Origin of the sequence: Actinocorallia populi (genome assembly GCF_002995495.1) — a bacterium.
Classification (GTDB): Bacteria; Actinomycetota; Actinomycetes; order Streptosporangiales; family Streptosporangiaceae; genus Actinocorallia; species Actinocorallia populi.
Map to the genome: position 1 here is coordinate 599,623 of NZ_PVZV01000006.1, position 26,884 is coordinate 626,506.

The following is a 26,884-nucleotide window of genomic DNA, read 5'->3' on the forward strand; positions in this document are numbered from 1 at the left end:
CCGTCGCTACGATCGGTCACATGACCCCCGTCGCACCCCGTTCTCCCTGGTCCCGCCGCCTGTCCCCGGCCGCGACGGCGGCCCTGGCGTGGGGTGGGGGCCTGCTGTACCCCCCGGTTCTGTTCTGGACGTTCGACCAGGGCCGTCACGGCTTCGGCCTCGTGGAGGGGCTCCCGGCCGTCCTGCTGACCGTGCTGGTGCTCTCCCTGGTGCGGCGCGGCCCGCTGCCCGTCCTGGCGCTGCTGGCGCTTTCCTGGGCGGCCGCGCTGGCCGCGATGCCGAAGATGGAGGTGGCGCTCATCGCCGTGGTGGTCATGGACGGGACCCTCGGGTACATCGCGGCGGTCCGCCCTCGCCCCACCTCACTGGCGGCCCTGGTGGCGTTGTTCTTCGCGCAGTCCGCCTGCGCCGTCCTCGTGGTCCCCCCGCCGGCGCTGCCGAGCGTGCTCGGTCTGCTGACCCTTGCCGCCGCGGTCGCCTGGATGGCCGGCAACTCGTCCCGCCAGAGCCGCCTGCACGCCGCGCAGCTGGCCGAGCAGGCCGCGGCCCAGGCCGTCACCGCCGAGCGGCTGCGGATCGCCCGGGAGCTGCACGACATGGTCGCCCACAGCATCGGCGTCATCGCCATCCAGGCCGGAGTGGGCGGCAGGGTCATCGACACCCAGCCCGCGGAGGCGCGCAACGCGCTGGGAGTCATCGAGACCACCAGCCGCGAGACGCTGTCCGGGCTGCGGCGGATGCTCGGCGCGCTGCGCCGCGCCGATCCCGAGGGCGCGGAGGCGCCGCTCGTCCCCGCGCCCGGCCTCGCCGACCTGGACGGTCTCGTGCGGACGACCGGGGACGCGGGTGTCCGCGTCGAGCTGTGCCGCCGCGGAGAACGGCGTCCGTTGCCCGCCGAGGTCGACCTCTCGGCGTTCCGCATCGTTCAGGAGTCCCTCACCAACGTGGTGCGCCATGCGAGCACCGACCGTTGCCGGGTGTCGGTCGTCTACGGAGACGAGGAGCTGGTCGTGGAGATCGTCGACGACGGGCGCGGCCCGTCCGGCAACGGCACCGGGTACGGCCTGACCGGGATGCGCGAGCGGGTCGCCCTGCTGAACGGCAGCCTCATCACGAGCCCGCGGCCCGAGGGCGGCTTCCGCGTCGAGGCGCGGCTGCCGCTGCCCGGGGCGGCATCATGACGATCCGGGTCGTGCTCGCCGACGACCAGCCCCTGGTCCGCGCCGGGCTGCGCGTGCTGTTCGCCGACACCGCCGACCTCACCCTCGTCGGCGAGGCGGGCACCGGCACGGAGGCGGTCCGCCTGGCCCGCGAGGCGCGCCCCGACGTCGTGGTGATGGACATCCGGATGCCCGGCATGGACGGCATCGAGGCCGCCCGCGCCATCACCGCGGACGGCGGGGCGACCCGCGTGGTCATGCTCACCACGTTCGACGACGACGAGTACGTCTACGCCTCCCTGCGCGCGGGTTCCAGCGGCTTTCTCGTCAAGGACATGGCACTGGAGGAGATCCTCGCCGCGATCCGCGTGGTGGCCGCCGGAGACGCCCTGATCGCGCCCAGCGTGACCCGCCGCCTGATCGAGGAGTTCGCCGCCCGGCCCTCCCCCGCCCCGCCCGTCGCCCGCCGGTCCCTCGACAACATCACCGGACGCGAACGGGAGGTGCTCACCCTGGTCGGCCGCGGCCTGTCCAACGCCGAGATCGCCGCCGAGCTGACGATCAGCACGGCCACCGCCAAGGCCCACGTGGCCCGCCTGCTCACCAAACTCGATGCCCGCGACCGCATCCAGCTGGTCATCCTCGCCTACGACACCGGCCTGGTGACCGCTCTTTCCTGACCCGCGCCGGACGGAGAGGACGTCAGCGGTCGGCGTCGGGACGGGCCGGGACAGGGGGTCTGAGGGGGACGGGGCGGAGCCGGAAGGTGCTGGCGACCCAGGCGACGGCGACGCAGAGCACCAGGGTGAGGGCGAAGTGGAGCATGCCGCTCGGCAGGCTGTCGGTGCTGAGATCCTGGATGGCGTAGGCGGACAGCTCACGGGTGGACCACAGGGGCAGCAGCTTGGCGGCGGAGCCGTCCGGGTCGACCAGGAGCTGGAGCGCCATGATCGACAGGAGGGCCAGCGCGCCTTCGAGCTCACGGGTGATGACGAGGCTGACGAGCGCGCCCAGCGGTGCGCTGATCATGACGGTCGTCACCAGGAGGAGGGCCACGGCGGGCAGCCGCGGCAGGTCGTCCCGGGTGGCGGCGACGAGGCCGAAGTAGGCGCCGGACACGATGGCGCCGATACCCAGGAGCGCGAGCTGCCTGCCGAAGAACAATGCGGTGGGAGAGGCGCCGATCACGCCGAGCCGCTGGTCGAGGCGCCGCGCGCCGACGTGGCTGAACAGCGACAGGGTGGCGACGGCCCACCCCACGCCGATCGCGAGGAACCGGATCGCCTGCCAGGACACGTCGATGCGCGCCAGGTAGAAGACGCACGGCAGGAGGAGGACGAACAGCAGCGCGACGTGGCGCCGGCCCAGCTCGCGCAGGCTGGTCGAGGCGACGGTCAAGAGCATCAGGACTCCTCCGCGGGGCGCAGTTCGAGCACGTGGTCGACCCGGTCGAGGTCGTGGAGCATGTGTGTGACCACCAGGATCCCGGCGCCGCCGTCCCGCCACCGGAAGACCTGATCCCAGAAGTCGACGTAGGATCCCTGGTCGAAGCCCTGGTAGGGCTCGTCGAGCAGGATGAGCTCGGGCCGGTTGAGCTCGCTGAGGACCACGTTGAGCTTCTGCTGCGTTCCGCCGGACAGGTGCGAGGCGACGACGTCCTCGCGCGGACGCCAGCCCAGCCGGGAGGCCAGCCCGGTCCCGATCGCCACCGCTTTCTTGTGGCCCATCCGGTGCACCGCGCCGAACAGCCGGAAGTGCTCGGTCGGCGTCAGCAGCGGGGCGACGCCGTCCTGCTGGGGCGCGTAGCCGATCCTCGCGGTGCGCTCGACCGTGCCGGACGTGGCACGGGTCAAGCCGGCGCAGATGTTCAGCAGGGTGGACTTGCCGGAGCCGTTCGCGCCCACGATCGCCGCGACCTCGCCCGCGTGCAGGCTCAGGTGCACATTCTTCAGGACCTGCCGCCGCCGGTAGCTCTTGGAGACGCCGCGCAGCCGGAGCACGACCGGCCCGCGCATACGGGGCAGCGGCGCCGTGGCGGCGGCGCTGCGCACGGCCTGCGCGACCGTGCCGGCGTAGGCGACGGCCGGACCGTACATCACGCGGGGATCGGCCCCGGCGGCCGCGGCCTCGGCCAGCGCGTCCCCGGTGATCTCGAGCGCCTCGGCGGGCGCGATCCCGGCGGAGGCCAGATGCCTGACGAGCTGCATTCCCCATTCCTCTTCGGGAGTCATGAACCCGTCCCCCCGACGTCCTCGGAGTCCAGCGCGTCCAGCGGCGAGACGACGACGGCGTCCATCGCGGTCCTGAAGTGCCGCCACGCGTGATGCCGTTCGCGCATGGCCGTCCGGCCCGGCTCGGTGAGCTCGTAGTACTTCCTGGGCGGACCCGACACGGACGCCTCCCGCTCGGTCCGGACCAGTCCCTGCTTCTCCAGCCGCAGCAAGGCCGGATAGAGGGTGCCGCCCGGGACCTCGTCGAATCCCGCCTCGACGAGACGCTCCACCAGCCCTCGCCCGTAGTCGCGGCGGTCGGCGAGCAGGGACAGCAGGCACACGTCCAGGAAGCCGTGAAGCCACTGCTGCCTCATCTGTTTCAACATGGTAGGTAGGCTAACTGCCTACCGGTATTAAGTCTAACTACCATGCAAAGCCGTCACCCGCCGTCGACGACGAAGTTGTTCTGGGCGTGCTCGATGGTGGCGAGGACCGCTTGGATCGCCGCGATATCGCCCCCGCAATCCCCGGCTCTTCACCGCCGGACGTTCCGCCGCCGCTGACCGGCTGGTACGGGACATTCTTGGACGAATGCCAGGATGGGGGCATGGGCGCGGGGGAGCTGTACGGGCGTGAGACCGAAGAGGACGTGATCGCCGCGCTGCTGGCGGGAGCGCGGGCGGGCGCCAGCTCGTCGCTGGTGCTGCGGGGCGAGCCGGGCATCGGCAAGACGGCGTTGCTCGACCATGCCGCTGCGGCGGCCGGGGACATGCGGCTGGTCCGCGGTACGGGTGTCGAGTTCGAGGCCGAGCTGCCGTTCTCGGGACTGCAGTTGCTGACGCGTCCGGCGCTGGGGTCCCTCGCCGCGCTGCCCGGCCCGCAGCGTGAGGCACTGGAGGCGGCGTTCGGGCTCGGGCCCGCGGCCGGATCCGAGCCGATGCTGGTGGGACTGGCCGTGCTCTCCCTGCTGGCGGAGCACGCGGGTGAGAGCGGGCTGCTGTGCATCGTCGACGACGCGCAGTGGCTCGACCGGGCCTCGCGGGAGGCGCTCCTGTTCGCCGCCCGGCGCCTGCACTCCGAGGGCGTGGTCATGATCTTCGCGGCCCGGGACGGCGAGGGGTCCTTCCCCGCGCCCGGCCTCGCGGAGCTGCGGCTCTCCGGGCTGGCTCCGCAGGCGGCCGCGGCCCTGCTCGACCGGCATCCGCTCACGCCCGCCGTGCGCTACCGCCTGCTCGCCGAGGCGGGCGGCAACCCGCTGGCCCTGCTGGAGCTGCCGGTCGCGCTGGCCGCCGAGGGCGGCAGCACGTTCTCGCCGGGGGCGCTCCCCCTCACCGGCCGCCTGCAACTGGCCTTCCACGGCCAGGTCAGCCGGATGCCGGAGGCCTGCCAGAGCCTGCTCCTGGTGGCGGCGGCCGACGAGACCGGCGAGCTCGCCGTGGTCCTGCGCGCCGCAGCCACGCTGGGGGCGGCGGCCGAGGACCTCTCCCCCGCCGAGCAGGCCGGCCTGGTGCTCCGCGGTGACGCCGACGGCACCACGATCCGCTTCCGCCATCCGCTGATCCGCGCCGCCGTCCACCAGCGGGCGCCGATCGGGCAACGCCTCGCCGTCCACCGCGCGCTCGCCGACGCCCTCGACTCGCCCGAGCACGCCGACCGCCGGGCGTGGCATCTGGCGGCCGCCGCCACCGGAGCCGACGAGGAGGCCGCCGCCGCGCTGGAACGGACCGCCGCCCGCGCCCGTGAACGCAGCGGTCACGAGGCGGCCGCGGCGGCGTACGAACGGGCCGCCCGCCTGAGCGTCGCGCCCGACGACAGGGCTCGCCGCGAGGTCCTGGCGGCGGAGGCCGCACTGGAGGCGGGCGATCTGGAACGTGCCGGATCTCTCGGAGACCGTGCGGCCCGGCGGCTGGGCGAGGACTCGGCGGTGAGCGCGCGGATCACCCAGGTGCGGGCTCTCGCGGCCTTCTGGCAGGGCTCCTACTCCGCTGCCCACCGGTTGCTGCTCGACGGCGCGGAGCTCGTCCGCGACACCGATCCGGGCCGTGCCGCCGTGTTGCTGATCCAGGCCGTTCACACCTCCTGGTACCTGGGGGAACGGCGGCTCGCGGCGACGCTGGACCGGCTGGCCGAGCTGCCGTTGGACGGCGCGGACCCGCTCGCGCCGGTGGGCCCCTATCTCGTCCACCTCGACCGGGGCCGTTCCGAGCGGCCGCCACCGCTGGGCGACGTCCTCGCGGAGGTGCGGCGGCGGGGCCGGATTCCCGACCAGGCGTTGATGATCCTCTGCGGAGCGGCACTCGCGCTGGGCCAGGACGCCGACGCCTACGAGTTGGCGACCGTGCTCGCCGCCGAGCACCGCGCCCGGGGCGGTGCCGGCCGGCTTCCGACGGTGCTGTTCTTCATCGCCGAGGGCGAGGTGTTCACCGGCCGGCACCGGGACGCGCTCGCCACGGCGACCGAGGCCCTGGGGCTCGCCCGCGACACCGGTCAACAGCAGTGGGTGAGCCAGTTCAGCAGCGTGCTCGCCTACCTCGACGCGGCCAAGGGAGAGGAGGCGGCCTGCAGACGCCATGCCGAGGAAGGGCTGGCGGACGCCACCGCCGGTGCCATCTCCCCCGGCGCGCCGTGGGCGCACTGGTCGCTCGGGCTGCTGGACCTCGGTCTCGGCCGCGCCGAGGCGGCGCTCGCCCGCTTCGAGCGCCTGACCCGCGAGCCGATGCGCCATCACATCTGCGCCACCCGCTCCCTTCCCGACCTGGTGGAGTCGGCCGTACGGGTGGGGGCGCCGGAGCGTGCCGCCGAGCCTCTGGCGCGTTTCGAGCGGTGGGCCGGGCAGGTCCGGCAGCCGTGGGCCGACGCGCTCGTGCTGCGCTGCCGCGGCCTGCTCGCCGATGACGACCGGGCCGAGGCGTTCTACACGGCGGCCCTGGAACTGCACGACCAGGACGGCCGCGCACTGGAGTACGCCAGGACGGCTCTGCTCTACGGCGAGTGGCTGCGCAGGGCCCGGCGCAAGGCCGAGGCGCGCGGACCGTTGAACGACGCCCTGGAGGTCTTCGACCGGCTCGGCATGCGGCCTTGGGCCGAACGCGCCCGTGGCGAGCTCACCGCGACCGGCGTCCAGGACCGGGGTCCCAGAACCGCCGAAGGCGCGGCCGCCGACCTCACCCCGCAGGAGCTGCAGATCACCCGGCTCGCCGCGCAGGGGTTGTCCAATCGCGACATCGCCGCGCAGCTCTTCCTCAGCCACCGGACGGTCGGCTACCACCTCTACAAGGCGTATCCCAAGCTCGGCGTCGCCTCCCGGAGCGAGCTCAAGGATTTCGCCGATCGGCTGGGGTTGTGAGATCTTGACTCGATGACCCCTCCGGAACAGGTGCTGCCCGGACGAATGCTCTCCGTGGACGTCGACGAGGTCCCGCCGGTCGAGCCGGGTCCCGGTGTCCGCGTACGGATGCTCCCGGGCATGCCGGGGATCAGGACGTGGGTGATCGACCTCGCCCCGGGCGCCGTGTGGCCGGGCCTCGACGTCCACGAGACCTACGGGGAGGCCTACTTCGTCGTGAGCGGCGAAGTCGTCGAGGGCGACCGCGTCCACGGTCCGGGCTCCTATGTCGCCTTCGGCCCGAAGACGAGCCACCGGCCCCGTACGGAGACCGGTGCTCGTGTCTTCGGCTTCAACTACGACGCCACCGCCTGACGGGCCTCACAGCGACCGCCTGATCCCGGCGGCCTTGGCGGCCGCGTCATGGTCGGGCCCGACCCCTTCGACGATGATCACCTCGCCCGCCAGGTGGTCCGTGCGCAGCGGCAGGATCGCCTGGTAGGCGGCCGATTCGTACCAGCCGCGGGCGTTCTCCACCGACGGGAACTCGATCATGACGACGCTGCCGGGCCACTGGCCCTCGCGGACGTCCACCGCTCCCCCGTGGACGATGAAGCGGCCGGAGAACGGGTCCAGCGTCGCCTGGATGTTCTCCATGTATTCCAGCACCTCCGGATGGAACTCCTCCGGGTCGCGAAGATGCGCGATCGCATAGGCGGTCATGGTCTCTCCTCAGATTCCGGCCGGCACCTTGTCGAGGAAGCCGAGCACCTGGCTGATCCGTCCATCGGCCCCGATCACCGCGACGTCGAAGCCGATGACGACCGGCTCGGCGCCCGCGGGCCCCAGGTGCCAGGTGAACCGCGCGATGTCGTGGTGGGCGTCCACGGCGCCGCCGAGGCTGAAGACCAGCCCGCCGAACTGCCCCTGGACGGCCGCGATGGTGGCGTCGAGCCCGTCCCTGCCCTGAACGGAGACCAGCGGGTCGGTGTACACCGCGTCCTCGGCGAAGACCTCTGCCAGAACGGCCTGCCGTGCGGCGGCGTCGGTCTCGTTCCAGGCGGCGAGGTAGCGCTGGACCAGCTCGTTCGTGTCGCTCATGTCTCTCTCCTCAGCGGTCGTGCTCTCTTGTGACCACCAACTTAGGGAGACGGGAACGACGGGGAATCTGACGTGCTTAGGTACTTTCGCGCGTGCCCTTCAGCATGCGTTTCAGTTGCCGTCGGGCGAGGTGAACGCCGCGGCGTGGTCGCGGATGAAGGCGGCGACGTCGCGCGGTGGGCGGCCGAGGAGCTCGGCGACCGTGTCGGTGGTGAAGTCGCCCCAACCGGAGGCGTACGCCTGCGCGTACTCCTCGAGCATGTCGACGATCCAGGGCGGAACTCCGTAGCCGAGCAGCGTCTTGCGCTTGGCGTCGTCACTGACCGGCAGGTACGTGATGGTCCTGCCGAGAGCGAGGCTCAGCCGGTCAGCGATCTCGTCGAACGTCAGCGAACGCGGCCCGGTGAGGGTGTACGTCTTGCCGTGGTGGCGGTCCGGGTCGTCGAGGAGGACGCGGGCGGCGCACTTGGCGATGTCGCGTACGTCGATCATGCCGATCCGTGCCGAGGCCGTGTTCAGCGAGAACGTGCCGGTGGCGGAGATGTCACCTGCCTCGTTCAGCAGGTTCTGCATGAACCAGTGCGGCCGCAGGATCGTCCAGCGCATGCCGCACTGTTCGGTCTCCCGGTCTGACAGCGCGTGCAGCCTGCCGCTGCGGTTCGGCGCGTCGTGTGCAGCGCCGACGACGGACAGGCGCACGACGCGTTCCACGCCGGCCTGGCGGGCGGCCCACAGGGCGTTCATGTTGTTCTCCGGAGCGCGCGGGCCGTTCGGAGTGAGCAGCCACACGTCCTGCACGCCTGCGAAGGCGGGCGGCAGTGATCGGGCGTCGTCGAGGTCGCCGACGAAGACCTTGGCGGTCTCGCGCAGGCCGTCTGCTTTGGATTCGTCGCGGACGAGCGCGCGGAGGTCGGCATCGGCTCCCGCCAACGCGTTCATCAGCGCGGTGGACACGGTTCCGGTGGCCCCGGTGATCAGTACGGTGCGTGACATGTTCGGCTCCTTTGGATCAGAGGGATGAGGCGGTCGGTGTCATGTCGTGGACCGGGAGTCTCCGTGCCGCCCGGCCGACGGTGAGGCGCTCCAGGGCCCAGAGCGCGACGGTCGCGGCCGAGAGGGCGGCGCCCAGGACGCACACGCCGGTCCAGCCGCTGTGCGTCCAGACCACCGAGGTCAGGGCGGAGCCCACCGCGCCGCCGATGAAGAAGGTGGTCATGAAGGCGGAGTTGATGCGGTTGCGGGCTTCGGGCCGGAGCGCGTAGACGACGTTCTGGCTGCTGTTGAGCACCGCCTGATGCGCCAGGTCCAGCACGACCACGCCGATGAGCAACCAGGCCAGCGAGTGCGCCCCGGCGGCGAGGGCCGGCCAGGAGGCCACCAGCAGGACCGTTCCGGCACCGGCCACGATCTGCACGTATCCGCGGTCGGCCAGCCGTCCGGCCACCGTGGCGGTCAGCGCGCCCACGGCGCCGACCAGGCCGAGGAGGCCGATGGCCGACTCCGACCAGCCGTAGGGCGCCTCCACCAGCAGGAAGGTCAGCGCCGTCCACAACACGCTGAACGAGGCAAGGCTCAGGGCGGCGATGCTCGCCCGCCAGCGCAGCAGCGGCTCGTACCGGAACATCGCCACCGTCGAGCGCAGCAGCCCGGGGTAGGACATGCGCTCGCCGTCGTTGCCGAGCCGGGGCAGGAAGACGCGCAGCAGCACGGCCATCAGCGCCATCAGGGCGGCACCCGCCCAGTAGACCGTCCGCCATCCGCCCAGCTCCGACAACGCTCCGGACGCGGTCCGCGCCAGCAGCAGGCCGAGCATCAGCCCGGTCATCACCGTGCCGACCACGCGGCCCCGCTCCTCGGGGGCCGCCAATGCCGCCGCGAACGGCACCACGACCTGCGCTCCCACCGAGGTCAGCGCGGTCAGGGCCGTGCTGACCAGGAGCACCGTGGCATTGGGGGCGGCGGCCGACACCAGCAGGAGCAGGGCGGTCGCCGCGTAGAGGGCCACCGCCAGCAGCCGCCGGTCCACCAGGTCGCCGAGCGGCACCAGCAGGATCAGCCCCAGCGCGTACCCGCCCTGAGCCGCCGTCACCAGCAGCGCGGCCGAGGAGGGTCCGATCCCGAACTCCCTGCCGATCAGGTCGAGCAGCGGCTGCGCGAAGTAGTTGCCCGAGACCGCCAGCCCGGTCGCCACCGACATGAGCAGGAGCAGCCCGCGAGACAGGCCGCCCGTGGGGGGTTTCGTCGTCATGTCCCCCAGCTTCGGGGGAAAAGATCAATGAGTCCAACGCATGTTTGTCATCTCAGCGATCGCGTATCAAGATTGATCCATGGAGCTTCAGCAGATGCGCTACGTCGTCGCCGTGGCGGAGACGAACAACTTCACCCGAGCCGCCGAGCGGTGCCTGGTCGTCCAGTCCGCGCTGAGCCACCAGATCGCCCGGCTGGAGCGCGAGCTGGGCGCCAGGCTGTTCGACCGCACCAGCCGCCGCGTCCGGCTGACGCCGGCCGGCGAGGCGTTCCTCCCCGCGGCCCGCCAGGCACTGGAAGCCGCCGAGCGGGCCCAGGCCGAGGTGGCGGCCGCCGTCGGCGAGATCCGCGGCCGGCTCGCCGTCGGCGCCATCCCCACCGTCACCGCGATCGACCTTCCGGCCGCGCTGAAACGCTTCCACCTGCGGCATCGCGAGGTGCGGATCACCCTCCGCTCGGGCGCGAGCGAGGAACTGGTCGAACGGGTGCGGCAGGGCACCCTGGACGCCGCCTTCCTGGGCCTCCCGCTGGGCGTGCGGCCCCAGGGCGTCCGCGGCCGCGAGCTGGCGCGCGGCGACCTCGTCGCCATGGTGGCGCCCGATCACCCGCTGGCGGGCGAGGAGCACGTGGACCTGAGCCGGCTGGCGGACGAGCCGTTCGTCGACTTCCCCGCGGGGACCGCCGGGCGGATCCAGTCGGACGCGGCCTTCGCGGCGGCCGGAGTGCACCGCGAGGTCGCCTTCGAGATCACGGCGCCCGACTTCATGGCACGCCTGATCCGGCAGGGCCTGGGGGTCGGGATGCTGCCCGCCGCCTTCGTGTCCGAATTCCCCTACCTGACGGCCATCCGGCTCCGCGACGCCCCTTCCCGCGCGGAGCACCTCATCTGGAGCCGCTTCCGGCCCGCCCCCGCCGCCGCGGCCTTCCTGTCCGCGCTGGGCATCTCCACGGCGGAGCTCTCCCGACCGCCGGGCACGGACGGGTGAGGGCCTCGGCGGCCGTCAGGCGAGCCGGTACACACGCCGCGCCGTCCCTCCGAGGACCGCGGCGCGTTCCCCCGGAGAGAGCCCGGCGATCAGTTCCCTGCCCGCGTCGACGGTCTCGGCGTAGCTCGCCGCCAAAAGGCAGAGCGGCCAGTCGGAACCGGCCATCAGCCGGTCCGGACCGAAGGCGTCGAGGGCGACGTCGGTATAAGGGCGCAGGTCGGCGAGCACCCACGAGTCCCAGGACGCCTCGGTCAGCAGGCCCGAGAGCTTCGCGCTGACGTTGCCGTGCCGCGCGAGTTCCCGCAGGTCCGCCGCCCACGGCTCGAGCCGCCCCGAGGCGATCGGCGGCTTGCCCAGGTGGTCCAGGACGAACCTCAGCTGCGGCAGCGCCGCGGCGGTCTCGGCGGCGGCCGGCAGTTGCGACGGGACCACCACCAGGTCGTAGGCCAGCCCTGCCGCGGCGACGGCGGCCAGGCCGCGCCGCACGTCCGGCCTGCAGAGCCAGCGCGGATCCGGCTCGCCCTGCACCTGGTGGCGGATCGCCTTGAGGTACCCGCCGCCCGGACCGGCGAGGAGCCGCGCGAGCCGGTCGGCGACGTCCGGCGCCGTCAGGTCGGTCCAGCCGACGACTCCGGCGATCAGATCGTGCTCGCGTGCCAGCTCCAGGAACTCCGGCGTCTCCTCGGGCACGGTGATCGTCTGGACCAGGACGGCCGCCGTGATCCCTTTCGCCCGCGCCTGCGGCTCGAGGTCGCCGGTCTCGAAGGTCCGGTCGATCGGAGCGAGTTCGGGCCCGGTGATCCACGGCTGGGCGCGGACCGACAGGTCCCAGACATGGAAGTGGGCGTCCACGTGACCCGTCACAACCGCCACACCACCGGCAGGGCCGCGTCCGCGCCGTCCGCGCCGTAGTCGTGCGCCACGTCCAGGAGTTCGCCCATGCGGGCCTGCCACGCGATGTTCACGGGCAGCGTCTCGAGCGCGGCCAGCATCGCGGCGTAGTCGTCGCATTCGATGAGGTGGAAGAGGTCGGTGCCGCTGCGCCAGATCGTCCAGGAAGTGGCCCCGGCGGCGCGGATGGCGGCGGTGAGCTCCTCGGGGACCTCACGGTGCGCCTGTTCGTAGGCGGTGATGCGGTCGGCGCGGACGCGTGTGTGCAGCGCGATCCTCACGGTTCCTCCTCGGAGAGGTCGTCCACGATGATGATTTCGAGGGTGCGCGGGCCGTGGACGCCCTCGACCCGGTCGAGTTCGATGTCGCTGGTGGCCGACGGGCCGGAGATGAACGTCAGGGGGCGGGCGGGGTCGAGCCGGGCGAGCGCGTCCGGGAGGTCGGCCACGATCTGGGACGCCCTGACGACGCACAGGTGGTGGTCCGGGATCAGGCTGAGGGCGCGCCGGCCCTGGCCCGGTCCGCCGGCCAGCACGATCGTCCCGGTGACGGCGATCGCGACGGCCGCGCCGGTCACGACGCCCTGGAACGCGTCGAGTTCGGCGGTGCCCAGGTCCTCGGTGCGCGGCAGGTCCGTCCAGGCGGCGGGGAACCCCGGCGGGACCACCACGCGTGAGAGGCCGCGGGCGGCCAGAGCCGAGCGGATCGTGCGGGCGACGCCGGACGGCGCGGTGCGCAGGACCGAAGCACGGTAGTCCGCGACACGTTCGGCGAACAGGACCACGAGCCCGTCCTCGGCGTGGGCGCGCAGGTAGTCGCGCGGCACGGGGACGTCTTCGGGCCGCTCGGCCGGGGGAACGTCCGCGAGCGCGGCGCGGACCCGGTCGAGGATCCGCAGGCGGGAGCTCATGACGACTCCTTGGTTCTGGACCACCAGGCGCGGAAGGACTCGGAGGGCGGGGCCGGGGTGTCGCGGGCTGCGGACCATCCCGCCAGCGGCGGCGGAAGGCGGCCGATCCGGCCCTTCCTGGCGATGACCCGGCCACCGAGGAAAGAGGCCCTCTGCACCGCGGACAGACGCCCCGGTGCGGACAGCACGGCCGTCGCCGCCTTCATCACGAGCGCCTCCGCGCCCGGCCTCCGGCCCTGAACGATTTTCGCCCGCAGATGGGTGAGCACCTCCGGAATATTAATTTTGACGGGGCAGGCGTCGTAACAGGCCCCGCAGAGGGTGGACGCGAACGGCAGGGACGCCGCGTGCTCCACTCCGGCGAGCTGCGGGGTGAGGACCGCGCCGATGGGGCCGGGATACACCGACCCGTAGGCATGGCCTCCGGTCCGCTCGTACACCGGGCAGACGTTCAGGCACGCCGAACAGCGGATGCAGGACAGCGCCTGGCGGCCCACCGTGTCGCGGAGCGTCTGCGTCCGGCCGTTGTCGAGCAGGACCAGATGGAACTCCTGCGGGCCGTCACCGGGCGTCACCCCGGTCCACAACGAGGTGTAGGGGTTCATCCGCTCGCCGGTGGAGCTGCGCGGCAGCAGTTGCAGGAACACCTCGAGGTCGACGAAGTCCGGGACGACCTTCTCGATCCCCATGACGGTGATCAGGGTCTCGGGCAGGGTCAGGCACATCCGGCCGTTGCCCTCGGACTCGACCACGCAGACCGTCCCGGTCTCGGCGACGCCGAAGTTCGCACCGGAGACCGCGACCTTGGCGCTGAGGAACTTCTCCCGCAGATGCAGCCGCGCCGCTTCGGCCAGGGCGCGCGGGTCGTCGCTCAGGTCCGCCGGCGCGTCCTTCCCGCGGCGGCCCATCTCGCGGGTGAAGATCTCGCGGATCTCCGCCCGGCTGCGGTGGATCGCCGGGACGAGGATGTGCGAGGGCCGGTCGTCGCCGAGCTGGACGATCAGCTCGGCGAGGTCGGTCTCGTAGGCGGTGATCCCCTCGGCGGCCAGCGCCTCGTTGAGCCCGATCTCCTGGGTGGCCATCGACTTGACCTTGACGACCTCGGTCCGTCCGGTGGCCTTGACCAGGTCCGCGACGATCCGGTTGGCCTCGGCCGCGTCAGCCGCCCAGTGCACGACGCCGCCCGCCGCGGTGACCTTCTCCTCCAGCCGTTCCAGGTAGTGCCCCAGGTGGCGCAGCGTCCGGCGTTTGATCGCCGCGCCGCTCTCGCGCAGCCGCTCCCAGTCGTCCAGCTCGCCGACGGCGGCCAGGCGCTTGTCCCGGATCGTGGTCGTCGCACGCCGCAGGTTGCGCCGCAGCCGGGTGTCGGCCAGCGCCTCCCGTGCGGCCTCGGGGAACGCGGGCGTCCCCAGCCAGACCAGCCCGTCGCCGCTCATCGTGGACTTCCTTCGGTCGAGGCGAGGATCTCGGCCAGGTGCATCGTGCGTATCCCGCTCCGCAACCGCGACAGCCCGCCGCCGATGTGCATCAGGCAGGAGTTGTCCGCCGCGCACAGCACCTCGGCCCCGGTCGAGCGCACCCCGGACATCTTGTCGGCGAGCATCGCGATGGACGTGTCGGCGTTCTTGAGGGCGAAGGTGCCGCCGAACCCGCAGCAGGAGTCGGCCTGCGGAAGGTCCACCAGTTCGATGCCCTTCACCGCGCCCAGCAGCCGTGCCGGCCGGTCGCCCAGGCGCAGCGCCCGCAGGGAGTGGCAGGTCGGATGGTAGGTGACCTTGTGCGGGAAGTACGCGCCCACGTCGGTCACGCCGAGGACATCGACCAGGAACTCGGTCAGCTCGTGGACCCGGGGCACGAGGGCGGCGACGGCGTTCTGCAGCCCGGCGCCACCGTGCTCCGCCGCCAGGACGGGGTGGCCCTCCTTGATCATCCCGGCGCACGACGCCGAGGGCGTGACCACGGCGTCGTAGCCGTCGAAGGTCCGGGCGAACCGCTCGACCAGCGGGAAAGCCTCGGGCCGGTAACCGGTGTTGAAGTGCATCTGCCCGCAGCAGGTCTGCTCCCGCGGGAAGTGCACGGTGTGGCCGAGCCGTTCCAGCAGCGTCACGACGGCCTGCCCCGTACCGGGGAACAGCGTGTCGTTGACGCAGGTGATGAACAACGCGATGCGCACGGTCTCACGCCCCTTCCGGAACGGGCACATGCGCCCCGAGCAGCAGGTCCGCACGCAGGTCGCGCCACAGGGCCTTGGGGATCGGCCGGTGGAACTGGTAGTTGGCGTCCATGACCTGCCCGGCGTCGCGCAACCCGACCAGGACGGCCTTGACGGCCGGGTGCCCGAGCGGGAACCGCGCCGCGACCGCCCGCACCGGCACCCCGTGCCGTTCGCAGATCTCCTTGAGCCGCAGAGCCCGCTGCACGAGCGGCCTGGGCGCGGCGCGGTAGTCGTAGGTGGCGTCCCGGCGCGGATCGGCCAGCAGCCCGGAGTTGAACACGCCGCCCGCGATCACCGAGACGCCGCGCCGCTCCGCCTCGGGCAGCAGCTCGGCCAGGCCGCTCTGGTCGAGCAGGGTGTAGCGGCCGGCGAGCAGGACGACGTCCAGGTCGGTCTCGCGGACGAACCGCGCCGGGAGCGCGGACTGGTTCATCCCGATCCCGATCGCGTCGACGACGCCCTCGTCCCGCAGCCGTTCGAGTGCCGGGTAGGCCTCGGTGAGCGCCTGCTCGGCATGCTCGTCCGGGTCGTGCAGGTAGACGATGTCGACGCGGTCCAGGCCGAGCCGTTCCAGGCTGGCCTCGAGGCTGCGGCGCACCCCGTCTGCGCTGAAGTCCCAGACCCTGCGATGGGTCGCCGGGACGGCGAAACCGTCGGCGAGGTCGTCGCCCGACGGTTCGGGCACCGGCTCGAGCAGCCTTCCCACCTTGGTGGAGACGGTGTAGGTCTCGCGCGGCCTGGCACGGAGCGCCTCGCCGAGCCTCCGTTCCGACAGGCCGAGGCCGTAGTGGGGCGCCGTGTCGAAGGAGCGGATCCCCGCCTCCCACGCGATGTGCACCGCCTCGGTGGCGTCCAGGTCGGTCACCGGGGAGAACAGGTTGCCGATCGCGGCGGCCCCGAAGGACAGCTCGGTGACCCTCGCCCTGCTACGGCCGAGGAACGGTCGCTTCATACGGGAACCTCTCAGCTCTGGGCCGGGCGCAGCCGAAGGCCCGCCATACCGCCGTCCACGGCCAGCGCGGTCCCCGTGACCGAGGACGCCGACGGGCTCGCCAGGTAGGCGATCGCGGCCGCCACCTCCGGGGCCGTGACCAGCCTGCCGGACGGCTGGCGCGCGTTCAGCGCGGCACGCTCGGCCTCGGGATCAGGTGCGGCGGACAGGAGCCGTGCGATCCACGGAGTGTCGGCGGTGCCGGGGTTCACGCAGTTCACCCGGATGCCCTCGCGCAGGTGGTCGGCCGCCATCGCCAGGGTCAGGGACAGCACGGCTCCCTTGCTCGCCGAGTACAGCGCACGCTGCGGAAGCCCGGCCGTCGCGGCGATCGAGCAGTTGTTGACGATCGCGGCGTGCTCCGACGCCCGCAGGTACGGCAGCGCGGCACGGGTCGTGCGGACGACGCCCAGGAGGTTCACGTCCAGGACGCGGTTCCACTCCTGGTCCGGGTTGTCCGCCACGGTCCCGGCGGCGCCGATCCCCGCGTTGTTGACCAGGACGTCGATCCCGCCGAGCAGGTCGGCGGCGGCCGCCACGGCCTCCCGGACCGAGGAGTCGTCCGTGACGTCGGCCCTGAACCCGTGGAGGGGGGCCTCGACCTCCGGGACGAGGTCGAGCACCGCGACGGCGGCCCCGCGCTCGGCCAGCAGCAGGGCGGTGGCCAGGCCGATGCCGGAAGCGCCACCGGTGATGACGGCGCGCAGGCCGTCGAACTCGCTCATGATGCGTTCACCTCTGCGGTCGAGGCCCGGTCGGCGACCCAGAAGTCGCCGTCGGGGAAGGAGTAGGTCGCGATCGACTCGGGGAGCATCTCCGCGGAGAAGCCGGGGTCGGCAGGCGCGACGTAGTGGCCGTCGCGGATGACGGTCGGTGTCACGAAGTGCTCGTGCAGGTGGTCGACGTACTCGATGACGCGGTCCTCGGTGGTGCCCGACAGCGCGACGTAGTCGAACATCGACAGGTGCTGCACCAGCTCGCACAGGCCGACGCCGCCGGCGTGCGGGCAGACCGGGACGCCGAACTTCGCCGCCAGCAGCAGGACGGCCAGGTTCTCGTTGACCCCGCCGACCCGGGCGGCGTCGAGTTGGAGCACGTCGATGGCCCCGGCCTGCAGCAGCTGCTTGAACACGACGCGGTTCTGGACGTGCTCGCCGGTGGCGACCTTGACGGGGCCGACGGCGCGCCGGATCGTCGCGTGGCCCAGGACGTCGTCGGGGCTGGTGGGCTCCTCGACCCAGTACGGGTCGAACTCGGCGAGCGCTTTGGTCCACGTGATCGCCTCGTCGACGTTCCACCGCTGGTTGGCGTCGACGGCCATGCGGATGTCCGGGCCGACGGCGGCGCGCCCGGCACGGCAGCGGCGGACGTCGTCGGCGAGGTCGGCGCCGACCTTGAGCTTGATCTGGGTGAAGCCGTCCGCGACGGCCTGCCGGGCGAGCCGTGTCAGCTTCTCGTCGGAGTACCCGAGCCAGCCCGGCGAGGTGGTGTAGGCGGGGTAGCCGCGGGCGAGCAGGTCGGCCTCGCGGTCCTTGGCGCCTTGCCGGCTCCCGAGCAGCAGGTCCAGGGCCTCCTGCGGCGTCAGGGCGTCCGCGATGTAGCGGAAGTCGACCTGGGACACCAGCCAGGCGGGGTCGGCGTCGGCCAGCAGCTTCCACAGCGGCTTGCCGGCGCGTTTGGCCGCCAGGTCCCAGGTCGCGTTGACCGCGGCGCCGATGGCCATGTGCATCACGCCCTTCTCCGGGCCCAGCCAGCGCAGCTGGCTGTCGCCGATCAGGTCGCGGCTCAGCGCGCCGGGGTCGGCGCACAGCTCCGCCACGGAGCGGCCCAGCAGGTGCGGGCGCAGCGCGTCCAGGGCGGCGACCATGACCTCGTTGCCCCGGCCGATGGTGAAGGTGAACCCGTGCCCGGCCGCACCGTCCGGGGCGTCGGTCCGCAGCACGAGGTAGGCGGCCGAGTAGTCCGGGTCGGGGTTCATGGCGTCGGAGCCGTCGAGCTCGCGGGAGGTCGGGAAGCGGACGTCGTGGGTTTCAACGGCGGTGATACGCGCGCTCATCGTGGTCCTCGTTCTCAGGCCTGGACGAACGTCTGGCTCTGGTGGCCCAGCCCGTCGATGCTCAGCTCGACGGTGTCGCCGGGCCGCAGGTAGGGGTTGCCCGGCAGGCCGAGGGCCACTCCCGCCGGGGTACCGGTGTTGATCACGTCGCCGGGCTCCAGGACCATGTACCGGCTCAGGTACCACACGAGGTAGGCAACGTCGAAGATCATGTTCTTGGTGCTGCCGTCCTGGCGGGGCGTGCCGTTGACCGACAGGCGCAGCCCGAGGTCCTGCGCGTCGCCGACCTCGTCGGCCGTGACCAGCCAGGGGCCGAGCGGGTTGAACGTCTCGCAGGACTTGCCGAGGTCCCACTGGGGCGAGTAGTCCAGCTGGAACTCCCGCTCGGAGACGTCGTGGCTGACGGCGTACCCGGCGATGACCGCCGCCGAGTCCGCCGGGCTCTCCAGGTAGCGGGCGCGGGCGCCGATGACCACGGCGAGTTCGACCTCCCAGTCGGTCCTGACCGAGCCGCGCGGGATGTTCACCGTGTCGTAGGGGCCGACGACCGTGTAGGGGTCCTTCATGAAGACCACGGGGCGGGCGGGGACCGCGGCGCCGGTCTCCTCGGCGTGGTCGCGGTAGTTCAGGCCGACGCAGATCACCTTGCCGGGCCGGGCGACCGGCGCTCCGACGCGCACGTCCCCGTCCGTGATCTCGGGGAGGCCGCCCTCCTCCAGCGCGGCGCGGACGGCGGCGAGCCCGCCTTCGACGAAGAACTCCCGGTCGTAGTCCCGGACCACGCCGGAGAGGTCGAGGAGGCGTCCATCGCCGGTCAGCGCGGCCGGACGTTCGCGGCCTGCGGGGCCGATGCGCAACAACTTCACTTCGGGCTTCTCCTCCCTGGAGGGGCACGAGCCTCTCGGAAACCGACCACAGATCGGATGACCATCCGGTGGTGGCGACGACCATAGCCCTCCGCCCGGCGGTGGGACAAGGAGACATCGGAGGAATCCTGGTTCACTGTGATCCGCCTCTCCAGCATCGTCCCTGTTCACGGAAGTGAAGTGGTGAATTATCCAAGCATGAGATCGGACCTCGGGGGTATCGAGTTTTGTGCCCGTCAGAAATCATCGGGTCAATCCTCTTGCCCTAGCTGGCAACGTGGACGTAATCTCCGCAACACCTGGACGGCAGTACCAGTCCTCCGATGACCTTCCCCCCGGCCTCGGCCCACCCCAGAGAGAACAGCGTCCATGATGAGAACCCGCGCCCGCACCGTAGCCGTCGCAGCCTCTCTGCTGCTGGCGGCGGGGCTCGCCACCGGCTGCAACCGAGGCAGCGACCTCGACCAGAAGCCCGGCTCCGCGTCCGGCAAGCCCGCCATCGGCATCGACCTCCCGCGCTCCGACTCCGACTTCTGGAACTCCTACGCCCAGTACCTCAAGACCAAGACCGGCGAACTCGGCCTGAACGTGCTGCCGACCAGCAACTCGCAGAACGACGTCACCAAGCTGGTCGCCAACGTCCAGGTCTTCCAGAACACCGGCGCCAAGGCGGTCGTGATGGCGCCGCAGGACACCGGAGCCATCGCCACCACCCTGGAGACCCTGGCCGAGAAGAAGATCCCGGTCGTCAGCGTCGACACCCGTCCCGACAAGGGGCAGGTCTACATGGTGGTGCGCGCCGACAACCGCGCCTACGGCACCAAGGCGTGCAAGTTCCTCGGTGAGCAGCTGGGCGGCAAGGGCAAGGTCGCCGAACTCCAGGGCGCGCTGGACTCCATCAACGGCCGCGACCGGTCGGAGGCCTTCATCGAGTGCATGAAGAAGGACTTCCCCGACATCGAGGTCTTCGAGCTGGCCACCGACTGGAAGGGCGACGTGGCCTCCAGCAAGCTGCAGACCCTGCTCGCCCAGCACCCCGACCTGAACGGCATCTACATGCAGGCCGGCGGCGTGTTCCTCCAGCCGACCCTGGCGCTGCTCGAGCAGAAGGGCCTGCTCAAGCCCGCCGGCGAGCCCGGCCACATCACGATCATCTCCAACGACGGCATCCCGCAGGAGTTCGACGCCATCCGCAAGGGCCAGATCGACGCCACCATCTCCCAGCCCGCCGACCTCTACGCCGAGTACGCCCTGTTCTACGCGCAGGCGGCCGCCGAGGGAAGGACCTTCCAGCCCGGCCCGACCGACCACGACTCCACGATCATCAGCCTCCCCAACGGGCTGGAGGACCAGCTGCCCGCACCGCTGGTGACCAAGGAGAACGTCGACGACGAGGCGTTGTGGGGCAACAACATCGGCAACTGATCCCGGTGGCGGCGGGCCACCGGCACCAGGCCCGCCGCCGTCCTCCCATCCCTGACTGAAAGGACGGCACCGACCATGGCGGACACGGTGACCGCATCGGCTCCCCCGGCCCCGGTGGTCGAGGCGACCGGCATCTCCAAGCGGTTCGGCGCGACGGTCGCTCTCCGCGAGGCGCGGATCGCCATCGCGCCGGGCGAGTCGCACGCGCTGGTCGGGCGGAACGGCGCCGGCAAGTCCACGCTGGTCTCCATCCTCACCGGCCTGCAGAAGCCCGACACCGGCACGCTGCGCTTCAACGGCGAGCCCGCGCCGGCCTTCGGCGACATCGACGCGTGGCGGTCGCGCGTGGCCTGCGTCTACCAGCGTTCGACGATCCTGCCCGACCTCAGCGTCGCGGAGAACCTCTTCCTGCACCGGCAGAGCAGCTCGGCGCTGCGGCCGATCAGCTGGCGCAGGCTCCGCTCGAGGGCGGCGGAGCTGCTCGCCGAGTACGGCGTGGACCTCGACCCGACGGCCGCCGCCCGCACGCTCACGGTGGAGCAGCGACAGTTCGTGGAGATCGCGCGGGCCCTGTCCTTCGGCGCCCGGTTCATCATCCTGGACGAGCCGACCGCCAAACTCGACGCCCGCGGCATCGAGCGGCTCTTCGCCAAGCTGCGCGGGCTGCAGGAGCAGGGGGTGGCGTTCCTGTTCATCTCCCACCACCTGCAGGAGGTCTACGACCTGTGCACCAGCGTCACCGTCTACCGGGACGCCCGCCACATCGTCACGGCGCCCGTCGCGGAGCTGGACCAGGAGGCGCTCGTCGAGGCGATGACGGGAGAGCGGGCCGAGAGCGCCGCCGCCGAGGGCGCCCCCCGGTCACGGCCGGGACCGCAGGTCCCCGAACTGCTGTCGGTCACCGGGCTGACCCTGCCCGGCGCGTACGAGGACCTCGACCTGGCCGTCCGGGAAGGAGAGGTCGTGGGCCTGGCGGGCGCCGCCGCCAGCGGCAACGTGCAGCTCGGCGAGACCATCGCGGGCCTGCACAAGGCCTCCGCCGGCGAGATGCGGATCTCCGGACGCGCCCTGCGCAGCGGTGACATCCCCGCCGCGATCGCCGCGGGCGTGGGTCTCGTCCCCGAGGACAGGCACCTGCAGGGACTGGTCAACGACCGCAGCGTGGCCGAGAACGCCACCCTCACCGTGTCCGACCAGCTCGGGCCGTTCGGCACCGTCCTGCCGTCCCGGACCCGTGCCTTCGCCGCCCGGATGATCAAGGATCTCGACATCAAGACCCCCGGCCAGGACACCCCCGTCTCCGCCCTGTCCGGCGGCAACCAGCAGAAGGTCGTCGTCGCGCGGGCGCTCGCCACCGACCCGGCGGTCCTCGTCACCATCCGCCCGACCAACGGCGTGGACGTGAAGTCCAAGGAGTTCCTGCTCGACAGGATCCGCCAGGTCGCCGACTCCGGCCGCGCCGCCCTGATCGTCTCCGACGAGCTGGACGACCTGCGGTCGTGCGACCGGGTCGTGGCCATGTTCCACGGCCGGATCGCCGCCGAGTTCGCCCCCGGCTGGAAGGACGAGCAGCTGGTCGCCGCCATGGAGGGCATGGCCGTCAACAACGAAAGGAAGGACAGCGATGTCCACGAGCACTGACCTGTCCGGCACCGCGGCCGTCGGCGGCGAACCCCCCGCGGCCGCCGGCCGCGCCCGCCTCTCCTTCGCCAGGTACCGTGACCTGTCCCTGGTGCCGGTCCTGCTGGTGCTGTGCGTCATCGGGTTCATCGTCTCCCCCGCGTTCCTCACCGCCGACAACCTGCTCGGCGTGGCCCAGCAGTCCACGGAGCTGAGCCTGCTCGTCCTGGCCCAGGCGCTGATCCTCATCTGCGGGCGGATGGACCTGTCCCTGGAGTCCACGATCGGCGTCGCGCCGGTCATCGCGATCTGGATGGTGCTGCCCGCCGACGGCGGCCGGTTCCAGGGGCTCGGGCTGCTCCCGGAGAGCTTCTCGGTGCCGCTGTGCCTGCTGGTGGGCGTTCTGATCGGCGCGCTCAACGCCTTCCTGATCCTGAAGCTGCGGCTCAACGGGTTCATCGTGACGCTCGGCGGGCTGACCATGCTGCGCGGGCTGCAGATCGCCATCTCCGAGGGCCAGTCGATCGTGGACCTGCCCTCCTCCTTCACCTACCTCGGCAGGGCGTCCTGGCTCGGCGCCCCCGCGGCGATCTGGATCTGCGGCCTGCTGTTCCTCATCGGCGGCGCGGCGCTGGCCTGGCTCAAGCACGGCCGTGCGCTGTACGCGATCGGCGGCAACGCCGAGGCCGCGCGGACCGCGGGCATCCGGGTCGACCGCATCACCGCGGTGGTGCTGATCCTCGCCGGGCTGCTCGCCGCCTTCGCCGGCATCCTCTACACCGGCCACTACGGTTCGATCTCCGCCAACCAGGGCAGCGGCTGGATCTTCCAGGTCTTCGCCGCGACCGTCATCGGCGGCGTCAGCCTCAACGGGGGCAAGGGCACGATCTTCGGCGCGCTGACCGGCGTGCTCACCCTCCAGCTCGTCGTCAACGTGATGACCCTGGGCGGGGTGCCGCCGCTGTGGAACCAGTTCCTCAACGGCGCGATCATCATCATCGCCCTGACCGTCTCGCGGTTCGCCTCCGGAGAGAAGCAGGAGTGAGCGTCACCGACGAGGCGATCGAGAAGATCAAGACGATGATCATCTCCGGTCAGCTCGCCCCCGGGACCCGGCTGCCCCGGGAGGAGGAGCTCGCGGGGCAGCTCGGGTTGTCGCGCAACTCCCTGCGGGAGGCGGTGCGGGCGCTCACCGCGATGCGGATCCTGGTCACCCGCCAGGGGGACGGGACCTACGTGTCCGGGCTGGAGCCCCATGTCCTCATGGAGGCGATGACGTTCGTCTCAGACGTCTCCCAGGGCGACAGTGCCGCCCAGCTGATCGGCGTCCGCAGGCTGCTGGAACCCCAGGTGACCGGCCTGGCCTCGGCGCGACTGACCGACGGGCAGCTGCTCGTGCTGCGGGAGGCGTTCGAGAAGAGCGTGGCGGCGGAGAGCGTCGAGGAGTTCATCGAGTGGGACATGGCGTTCCACCGGACGATCGCGGAGAGCGTGGGGAACCCGCTGCTGACGATGCTCCTCGACGTGCTGTCCACGCGCACGCAGCGCATCCGCATCGTCCGCGGCACCGAACTGGCAGGCCGGATGGAATCGGTGCACCGCGAGCACGAGACGATCCTGCACGCGCTGGAGGCCAGGGACGCGCTGCTCGCCGTCTCGGCGGCCACGCTCCACCTGTCGGCCGTCGAACGGTGGCTCGAGCGGTCCTGACCGTCAGAGTGCCTCGTTCAGCCAGCGGGTGACGTTCGAGATGTGCACGGTCGCCCAGGCCCGTGCCGTCTCGACCTCGCCGAGCGCCAGGGCGTCCAGGATCGCGCGGTGTTCCGCCAGCGTGCGGGACACCGCTTCCTGCTGCGTGACGCCGCGCCAGATGCGGGCGCGCACCGTCGGACCGGAGATGGTCTCCAGCAGCGAGCACAGGAGGGGGACGCCCGAGGCGGCCGCGATCCGCCGGTGGAACTCCAGGTCGTTGGCCACGAGCTCCTCGGCGCCCGGGGCGTCGCCCAGCCCGTCCAGCAGGCTCCGCAGCCCGGCGACCTCCTCCGGGGTGATCCGCTGGGCGGCCAGCGCCGTCGCCGCGGGCTCGAGGATCGCCCGGACCTGGAACGCCTGCAGGACCGTGTCGTCCTGGTGGAAGTCCAGGATGAACGTGACGGCCTCCAGCAGCTGCTCCGGCGCGAGGCTGCTCACGTACGTCCCGTCGCCCTGCCTTACGTCGAGGATGTTCAGCAGCGACAGCGCCCGCACCGCCTCGCGCAGGGAGTTGCGCGACAACCCCAGCTCGGAGGCGAGGTCCGCCTCCTTCGGCAACCGGTCCCCCGGCCGCAGCGCGCCCGAGACGATCATCTCCTTGATCTTCTCGATGGCCTCATCGGTGACCGCCACGCGCCTTCACCCCTCAAAGATCCGATGTCCCGCACCAGTATGCAGCCGACCGCGGCCGCCGGGTGCGGCGTGAGGGATCTCCGTCGAGGACGTGCCGGTCACTCCCTCATCCGGCCGGGCAGCCGCAGCAACGCGGCGGCGGCGCGTGCCGGACGGCCGTTGAGCAGGTGCAGCAGGACGTCGATGGTCGTCCACCGCAGCTTGCCGGCGGAGAAGATGGCGGCCGCACGCAGCGGCAGCTCGTCGAGACCGTGTTCGTACATCGCCATCTCGGCCGGGTCGGCCCTGGTGGCCTCGTCGAGAGGGGCCGCCCGCCACAGCACGGCCTTCAGCAGCCGTCCCAGCCGGGTCGCGCTGACCTCGCCCAGGGTCGAGTCCCGGGTGAACGGCCGCACCGGCCGCGGTCGCGGGACGGGGTGTCCGAGCCGCTGCTCGAACTGCTCGTCGGTGACCGCGACCAGCGGTGAGCCGACGGGCTCGGCCGCCGTGTCGACGCCTCCGCTGACCACCACCGTCACCGTACCGACCACGTCGGTGCTCGATCGGGCGATCTCCAGATCGAAGGGGCCGGACGGGATCCGCCAGTCCGCCTCGGACACGTCGTAGAACGCGAACGCGCGGGCCGCGACGGTGATCGCGACGGTCCGGCGTTCCCCCGGCGACAGCCGTACCTTGGCGAAACCGGCCAGCTGGCGGCGGGGCCGTGCGACCACGCCCGTACGGTCGTGCAGATACACCTGAACGACGTCGCTGCCCGCCCGCCGCCCGGTGTTCTCGACGGTGACGTTCACGGTGACGTCCTCACCGGCCGGCACATCGGCACGGTCGACTCCGATGCCGCTCCAGGCGATGGTGGTGTAGCCGAGGCCGTGACCGAACGGGAACAGCGGCTGCCGGTCGATGGTGGTGTGGTAGCGGTAACCGACGTAAAGGCCCTCGCGGTACTGCACCTGGTGCGGCTCACCCGGGAAGTACGGGGCCGCGGCATCGTCGTCCTGCGCGGCCGGGAACGTCTCGGCGAGCCTGCCCCCGGGTTCCGCATCGCCGTAGAGGACGTCGACGAGTGCGCCGCCGCCTGCCTGCCCGCCGAGATAGCACTCCAGGATCGCCGCGGGGAGGTCCTTCCACGGCATCAGCACCGGGGCGCCGTTGGACAACACGACGACGGTCCGCGGGTTGGCGGCGCACACCGCCGCGACCAGTTCGTCGTGCTGAGCGGGCAGCCGCAGGTCGGTGCGGTCGAAGCCCTCACTCTCATAGGACGGCGGCAACCCGATCATGACGACTGCGACGTCGGCGGCGCGGGCGGCCACGACGGCCTCGGCGATCAGTTGGGGATCCTGCCGGGCGTGCGCCGGGTCGTACCCGGGCGCATAGGTCGTGTTCGCGCCGCGGCGTTCGAGTTCCGCCAGCATGGTGGTGATCCGGGTGGGGGTGACCAGGGAGCTCCCGGCGCCCTGGTAGCGAGGCTGCTCGGCGAACGACCCGATCACGGCGATCGAATCCTCCGGGACGAGAGGGAGCACTCCGTCGTTGGTGAGCAGCACGGTGCCGTCGGCGGCCACCCGACGGGCCAGGGCGTCGTGGGCGTCGACGGGGATCTCGCCGTGCGGCGTACGGGCCGAGCGGGCGACGAGGTCGAGGACTCGCTGAGCCGACTCGGCGACCTGCTCCGCCGGCAGCAGCCCGGACTCGACCGCCCGTACGACGAGCCGGTCGGACAGGCCGCGGCTACCGGGCATCTCCAGGTCCATGCCGGCGGCCACCGCCGCGACCCGGTCGACGGTCGCGGCCCAGTCGCTCATCACCAGGCCGTCGAATCCCCATTCACCGCGCAGGATCTCGGTGAGCAGCCGGTGGTGCTGGGTGGCGGGATGCCCGTTGACCTGGTTGTAGGAGGCCATCACGGTCCACGGCCGGGCGGTTTTCACGGCGTACTCGAACCCGGCCAGGTACAGCTCCCGCAGCGTGCGCTCGTCGACGATGGCGTCGACCACGAACCGGTGGGACTCCTGGTTGTTGACCGCGAAGTGCTTGAGGCACGCGCCGACGCCGTGGCGTTGCAGCCCGTCCACCACCGCCGCCGCGAACCGGCCGCCGAGCAGCGGGTCCTCCGAGAAGTACTCGAAGTTGCGTCCGCACAGGGGGCTCCGCTTGATGTTCAGGCCCGGTCCGAGCACCACGTCGACGCCGAAGGCACGGGCCTCGACGGCGAGGGCCGCACCGACCTCGGCCGCCAGGTCCTCGGCCCAGGTGCCGGCCAGCGTCACGGCCGGGGGGAAGCAGGTCGCCGGGGCGCTGCCCCCGACCCCCAGGTGATCACCGGCGTCGGCCTGGAATCTCAAGCCGTGCGGCCCGTCGCTGACCACGCACGAGGGCACGCCGGACTCGGGCAACGGCTGGGTGCGCCAGTAGCCCTCACCCGACAGCAGTGACACCTGCTGCCTCAGCGTGAGGTCGGCGGCGGTGGGCGGCTTGGTCATGAGCGATCCA

27 protein-coding genes are annotated in these 26,884 nt (G+C 72.0%); 9 read left to right on the forward strand and 18 right to left on the reverse strand.

The window, feature by feature from the left end; all coding sequences use genetic code 11:
* Positions 1-20: 20 nt before the first annotated feature.
* Positions 21-1,181 carry a sensor histidine kinase gene (locus tag C2865_RS26145; RefSeq protein ID WP_106401192.1) on the forward strand — a complete coding sequence of 387 codons (1,161 nt, stop codon included), beginning with the start codon at positions 21-23 and terminating at the stop codon, positions 1,179-1,181.
* Positions 1,178-1,840: a response regulator gene (locus tag C2865_RS26150; RefSeq protein WP_106401193.1), complete on the forward strand. Its 663-nt coding sequence runs from the start codon at positions 1,178-1,180 to the stop codon at positions 1,838-1,840. Before C2865_RS26145 ends, C2865_RS26150 begins: the two co-directional genes overlap by 4 nt.
* Positions 1,841-1,862: 22 nt before the next feature.
* On the opposite strand, the gene C2865_RS26155 is transcribed toward C2865_RS26150, so the two are convergent.
* Genes C2865_RS26155 through C2865_RS26165 form a run of 3 tightly spaced genes read right to left on the reverse strand, consistent with a single transcriptional unit; the run spans position 1,863 to position 3,759 of the window.
* Complete coding sequence (locus C2865_RS26155) at positions 1,863-2,564, reverse strand: ABC transporter permease (RefSeq protein ID WP_106401194.1); 702 nt, start codon at positions 2,562-2,564, stop codon at positions 1,863-1,865.
* Complete coding sequence (locus C2865_RS26160; protein ID WP_106401195.1) at positions 2,564-3,391, reverse strand: ATP-binding cassette domain-containing protein; 828 nt, start codon at positions 3,389-3,391, stop codon at positions 2,564-2,566. Before C2865_RS26160 ends, C2865_RS26155 begins: the two co-directional genes overlap by 1 nt.
* A complete protein-coding gene (locus C2865_RS26165) occupies positions 3,388-3,759 on the reverse strand; it encodes a PadR family transcriptional regulator (protein WP_198653597.1) in 372 nt (123 codons plus the stop codon). The genes C2865_RS26160 and C2865_RS26165 overlap by 4 nt, the downstream gene beginning before the upstream one ends.
* A 221-nt stretch (positions 3,760-3,980) precedes the next feature.
* On the opposite strand from C2865_RS26165, the gene C2865_RS26170 reads away from it, so the two are divergent.
* Positions 3,981-6,719 carry an AAA family ATPase gene (locus C2865_RS26170; protein ID WP_106401197.1) on the forward strand — a complete coding sequence of 913 codons (2,739 nt, stop codon included), beginning with the start codon at positions 3,981-3,983 and terminating at the stop codon, positions 6,717-6,719.
* 12 nt (positions 6,720-6,731) lie between these two features.
* The gene (locus C2865_RS26175; RefSeq protein ID WP_106401198.1) at positions 6,732-7,073 is read left to right on the forward strand and encodes a cupin domain-containing protein; all 342 of its coding nucleotides are present in this window, start codon (positions 6,732-6,734) and stop codon (positions 7,071-7,073) included.
* A 6-nt stretch (positions 7,074-7,079) separates the two neighbouring features.
* Here the strand turns inward: C2865_RS26175 and C2865_RS26180 are convergent, their stop codons facing one another.
* The 4 genes from C2865_RS26180 to C2865_RS26195 form a co-directional block, all read right to left on the reverse strand.
* Positions 7,080-7,421, reverse strand: a complete 342-nt coding sequence (locus tag C2865_RS26180) for a DUF1330 domain-containing protein (protein ID WP_106401199.1) — start codon at positions 7,419-7,421, stop codon at positions 7,080-7,082.
* Between the two features lie 9 nt (positions 7,422-7,430).
* Complete coding sequence (locus tag C2865_RS26185) at positions 7,431-7,799, reverse strand: nuclear transport factor 2 family protein (protein ID WP_106401200.1); 369 nt, start codon at positions 7,797-7,799, stop codon at positions 7,431-7,433.
* Positions 7,800-7,910: 111 nt separating this feature from the next.
* Complete coding sequence (locus C2865_RS26190) at positions 7,911-8,792, reverse strand: SDR family oxidoreductase (protein ID WP_106401201.1); 882 nt, start codon at positions 8,790-8,792, stop codon at positions 7,911-7,913.
* A gap of 16 nt (positions 8,793-8,808) precedes the next feature.
* Positions 8,809-10,047: an MFS transporter gene (locus C2865_RS26195; protein ID WP_198653598.1), complete on the reverse strand. Its 1,239-nt coding sequence runs from the start codon at positions 10,045-10,047 to the stop codon at positions 8,809-8,811.
* A 79-nt stretch (positions 10,048-10,126) separates the two neighbouring features.
* On the opposite strand from C2865_RS26195, the gene C2865_RS26200 reads away from it, so the two are divergent.
* Complete coding sequence (locus C2865_RS26200; protein WP_106401202.1) at positions 10,127-11,032, forward strand: LysR family transcriptional regulator; 906 nt, start codon at positions 10,127-10,129, stop codon at positions 11,030-11,032.
* A gap of 15 nt (positions 11,033-11,047) precedes the next feature.
* Here the strand turns inward: C2865_RS26200 and C2865_RS26205 are convergent, their stop codons facing one another.
* Genes C2865_RS26205 through C2865_RS26245 form a run of 9 tightly spaced genes read right to left on the reverse strand, consistent with a single transcriptional unit; the run spans position 11,048 to position 18,961 of the window.
* Positions 11,048-11,896: an amidohydrolase family protein gene (locus C2865_RS26205; RefSeq protein ID WP_232835816.1), complete on the reverse strand. Its 849-nt coding sequence runs from the start codon at positions 11,894-11,896 to the stop codon at positions 11,048-11,050.
* A complete protein-coding gene (locus C2865_RS26210; RefSeq protein WP_106401204.1) occupies positions 11,893-12,204 on the reverse strand; it encodes an L-rhamnose mutarotase in 312 nt (103 codons plus the stop codon). Before C2865_RS26210 ends, C2865_RS26205 begins: the two co-directional genes overlap by 4 nt.
* Positions 12,201-12,833, reverse strand: coding sequence for a LutC/YkgG family protein (locus C2865_RS26215; RefSeq protein WP_106401205.1), 633 nt, complete (start codon positions 12,831-12,833; stop codon positions 12,201-12,203). The genes C2865_RS26210 and C2865_RS26215 overlap by 4 nt, the downstream gene beginning before the upstream one ends.
* Positions 12,830-14,269, reverse strand: coding sequence for a LutB/LldF family L-lactate oxidation iron-sulfur protein (locus C2865_RS26220; RefSeq protein ID WP_106401206.1), 1,440 nt, complete (start codon positions 14,267-14,269; stop codon positions 12,830-12,832). Before C2865_RS26220 ends, C2865_RS26215 begins: the two co-directional genes overlap by 4 nt.
* Entirely contained in the window at positions 14,266-15,006 is a 741-nt protein-coding gene (locus C2865_RS26225; protein WP_106401341.1) for a (Fe-S)-binding protein, read from the reverse strand. The genes C2865_RS26220 and C2865_RS26225 overlap by 4 nt, the downstream gene beginning before the upstream one ends.
* Before the next feature lie 4 nt (positions 15,007-15,010).
* Positions 15,011-16,000 carry an aldo/keto reductase gene (locus C2865_RS26230; RefSeq protein ID WP_106401207.1) on the reverse strand — a complete coding sequence of 330 codons (990 nt, stop codon included), beginning with the start codon at positions 15,998-16,000 and terminating at the stop codon, positions 15,011-15,013.
* Between the two features lie 11 nt (positions 16,001-16,011).
* Positions 16,012-16,764, reverse strand: a complete 753-nt coding sequence (locus tag C2865_RS26235; RefSeq protein ID WP_106401208.1) for an SDR family NAD(P)-dependent oxidoreductase — start codon at positions 16,762-16,764, stop codon at positions 16,012-16,014.
* Positions 16,761-18,095: an L-fuconate dehydratase gene (locus tag C2865_RS26240; RefSeq protein WP_106401209.1), complete on the reverse strand. Its 1,335-nt coding sequence runs from the start codon at positions 18,093-18,095 to the stop codon at positions 16,761-16,763. The genes C2865_RS26235 and C2865_RS26240 overlap by 4 nt, the downstream gene beginning before the upstream one ends.
* Before the next feature lie 14 nt (positions 18,096-18,109).
* On the reverse strand, positions 18,110-18,961 hold the full coding sequence (locus C2865_RS26245) for a fumarylacetoacetate hydrolase family protein (protein ID WP_106401210.1): 852 nt from the start codon (positions 18,959-18,961) through the stop codon (positions 18,110-18,112).
* A gap of 369 nt (positions 18,962-19,330) precedes the next feature.
* Between C2865_RS26245 and C2865_RS26250 the strand changes: the two genes are divergently transcribed.
* From C2865_RS26250 to C2865_RS26265, 4 genes are all read left to right on the forward strand, one after another.
* Positions 19,331-20,386 (forward strand): sugar ABC transporter substrate-binding protein, encoded by a 1,056-nt coding sequence (locus C2865_RS26250; protein ID WP_106401211.1) that lies wholly within the window; start codon positions 19,331-19,333, stop codon positions 20,384-20,386.
* Between the two features lie 75 nt (positions 20,387-20,461).
* On the forward strand, positions 20,462-22,027 hold the full coding sequence (locus C2865_RS26255; protein WP_106401212.1) for a sugar ABC transporter ATP-binding protein: 1,566 nt from the start codon (positions 20,462-20,464) through the stop codon (positions 22,025-22,027).
* Positions 22,011-23,051, forward strand: coding sequence for an ABC transporter permease (locus tag C2865_RS26260; RefSeq protein ID WP_106401213.1), 1,041 nt, complete (start codon positions 22,011-22,013; stop codon positions 23,049-23,051). Before C2865_RS26255 ends, C2865_RS26260 begins: the two co-directional genes overlap by 17 nt.
* Positions 23,048-23,716, forward strand: coding sequence for a FadR/GntR family transcriptional regulator (locus C2865_RS26265; RefSeq protein WP_106401214.1), 669 nt, complete (start codon positions 23,048-23,050; stop codon positions 23,714-23,716). The genes C2865_RS26260 and C2865_RS26265 overlap by 4 nt, the downstream gene beginning before the upstream one ends.
* Positions 23,717-23,719: 3 nt before the next feature.
* On the opposite strand, the gene C2865_RS26270 is transcribed toward C2865_RS26265, so the two are convergent.
* Both C2865_RS26270 and C2865_RS26275 read right to left on the reverse strand, forming a co-directional pair.
* Positions 23,720-24,391: a FadR/GntR family transcriptional regulator gene (locus C2865_RS26270; RefSeq protein WP_106401215.1), complete on the reverse strand. Its 672-nt coding sequence runs from the start codon at positions 24,389-24,391 to the stop codon at positions 23,720-23,722.
* 98 nt (positions 24,392-24,489) lie between these two features.
* Positions 24,490-26,874, reverse strand: a complete 2,385-nt coding sequence (locus C2865_RS26275) for a glycoside hydrolase family 3 C-terminal domain-containing protein (protein ID WP_106401216.1) — start codon at positions 26,872-26,874, stop codon at positions 24,490-24,492.
* Positions 26,875-26,884 lie beyond the last annotated feature (10 nt).

Coding starts and splice junctions, on each gene's coding strand:
- C2865_RS26260 (WP_106401213.1), top strand. CDS start 22,011: ATGTCCACGAGCACTGACCTGTCCGGCACCGCGGCCGTCGGCGGCGAA.
- C2865_RS26190 (WP_106401201.1), bottom strand. CDS start 8,792: ATGTCACGCACCGTACTGATCACCGGGGCCACCGGAACCGTGTCCACC.
- C2865_RS26180 (WP_106401199.1), bottom strand. CDS start 7,421: ATGACCGCCTATGCGATCGCGCATCTTCGCGACCCGGAGGAGTTCCAT.
- C2865_RS26175 (WP_106401198.1), top strand. CDS start 6,732: ATGACCCCTCCGGAACAGGTGCTGCCCGGACGAATGCTCTCCGTGGAC.
- C2865_RS26160 (WP_106401195.1), bottom strand. CDS start 3,391: ATGACTCCCGAAGAGGAATGGGGAATGCAGCTCGTCAGGCATCTGGCC.
- C2865_RS26275 (WP_106401216.1), bottom strand. CDS start 26,874: ATGACCAAGCCGCCCACCGCCGCCGACCTCACGCTGAGGCAGCAGGTG.
- C2865_RS26250 (WP_106401211.1), top strand. CDS start 19,331: ATGATGAGAACCCGCGCCCGCACCGTAGCCGTCGCAGCCTCTCTGCTG.
- C2865_RS26155 (WP_106401194.1), bottom strand. CDS start 2,564: ATGCTCTTGACCGTCGCCTCGACCAGCCTGCGCGAGCTGGGCCGGCGC.
- C2865_RS26255 (WP_106401212.1), top strand. CDS start 20,462: ATGGCGGACACGGTGACCGCATCGGCTCCCCCGGCCCCGGTGGTCGAG.
- C2865_RS26220 (WP_106401206.1), bottom strand. CDS start 14,269: ATGAGCGGCGACGGGCTGGTCTGGCTGGGGACGCCCGCGTTCCCCGAG.
- C2865_RS26240 (WP_106401209.1), bottom strand. CDS start 18,095: ATGAGCGCGCGTATCACCGCCGTTGAAACCCACGACGTCCGCTTCCCG.
- C2865_RS26200 (WP_106401202.1), top strand. CDS start 10,127: ATGGAGCTTCAGCAGATGCGCTACGTCGTCGCCGTGGCGGAGACGAAC.
- C2865_RS26165 (WP_198653597.1), bottom strand. CDS start 3,759: ATGTTGAAACAGATGAGGCAGCAGTGGCTTCACGGCTTCCTGGACGTG.
- C2865_RS26150 (WP_106401193.1), top strand. CDS start 1,178: ATGACGATCCGGGTCGTGCTCGCCGACGACCAGCCCCTGGTCCGCGCC.
- C2865_RS26195 (WP_198653598.1), bottom strand. CDS start 10,047: ATGACGACGAAACCCCCCACGGGCGGCCTGTCTCGCGGGCTGCTCCTG.
- C2865_RS26145 (WP_106401192.1), top strand. CDS start 21: ATGACCCCCGTCGCACCCCGTTCTCCCTGGTCCCGCCGCCTGTCCCCG.
- C2865_RS26170 (WP_106401197.1), top strand. CDS start 3,981: ATGGGCGCGGGGGAGCTGTACGGGCGTGAGACCGAAGAGGACGTGATC.
- C2865_RS26185 (WP_106401200.1), bottom strand. CDS start 7,799: ATGAGCGACACGAACGAGCTGGTCCAGCGCTACCTCGCCGCCTGGAAC.
- C2865_RS26230 (WP_106401207.1), bottom strand. CDS start 16,000: ATGAAGCGACCGTTCCTCGGCCGTAGCAGGGCGAGGGTCACCGAGCTG.
- C2865_RS26235 (WP_106401208.1), bottom strand. CDS start 16,764: ATGAGCGAGTTCGACGGCCTGCGCGCCGTCATCACCGGTGGCGCTTCC.
- C2865_RS26215 (WP_106401205.1), bottom strand. CDS start 12,833: ATGAGCTCCCGCCTGCGGATCCTCGACCGGGTCCGCGCCGCGCTCGCG.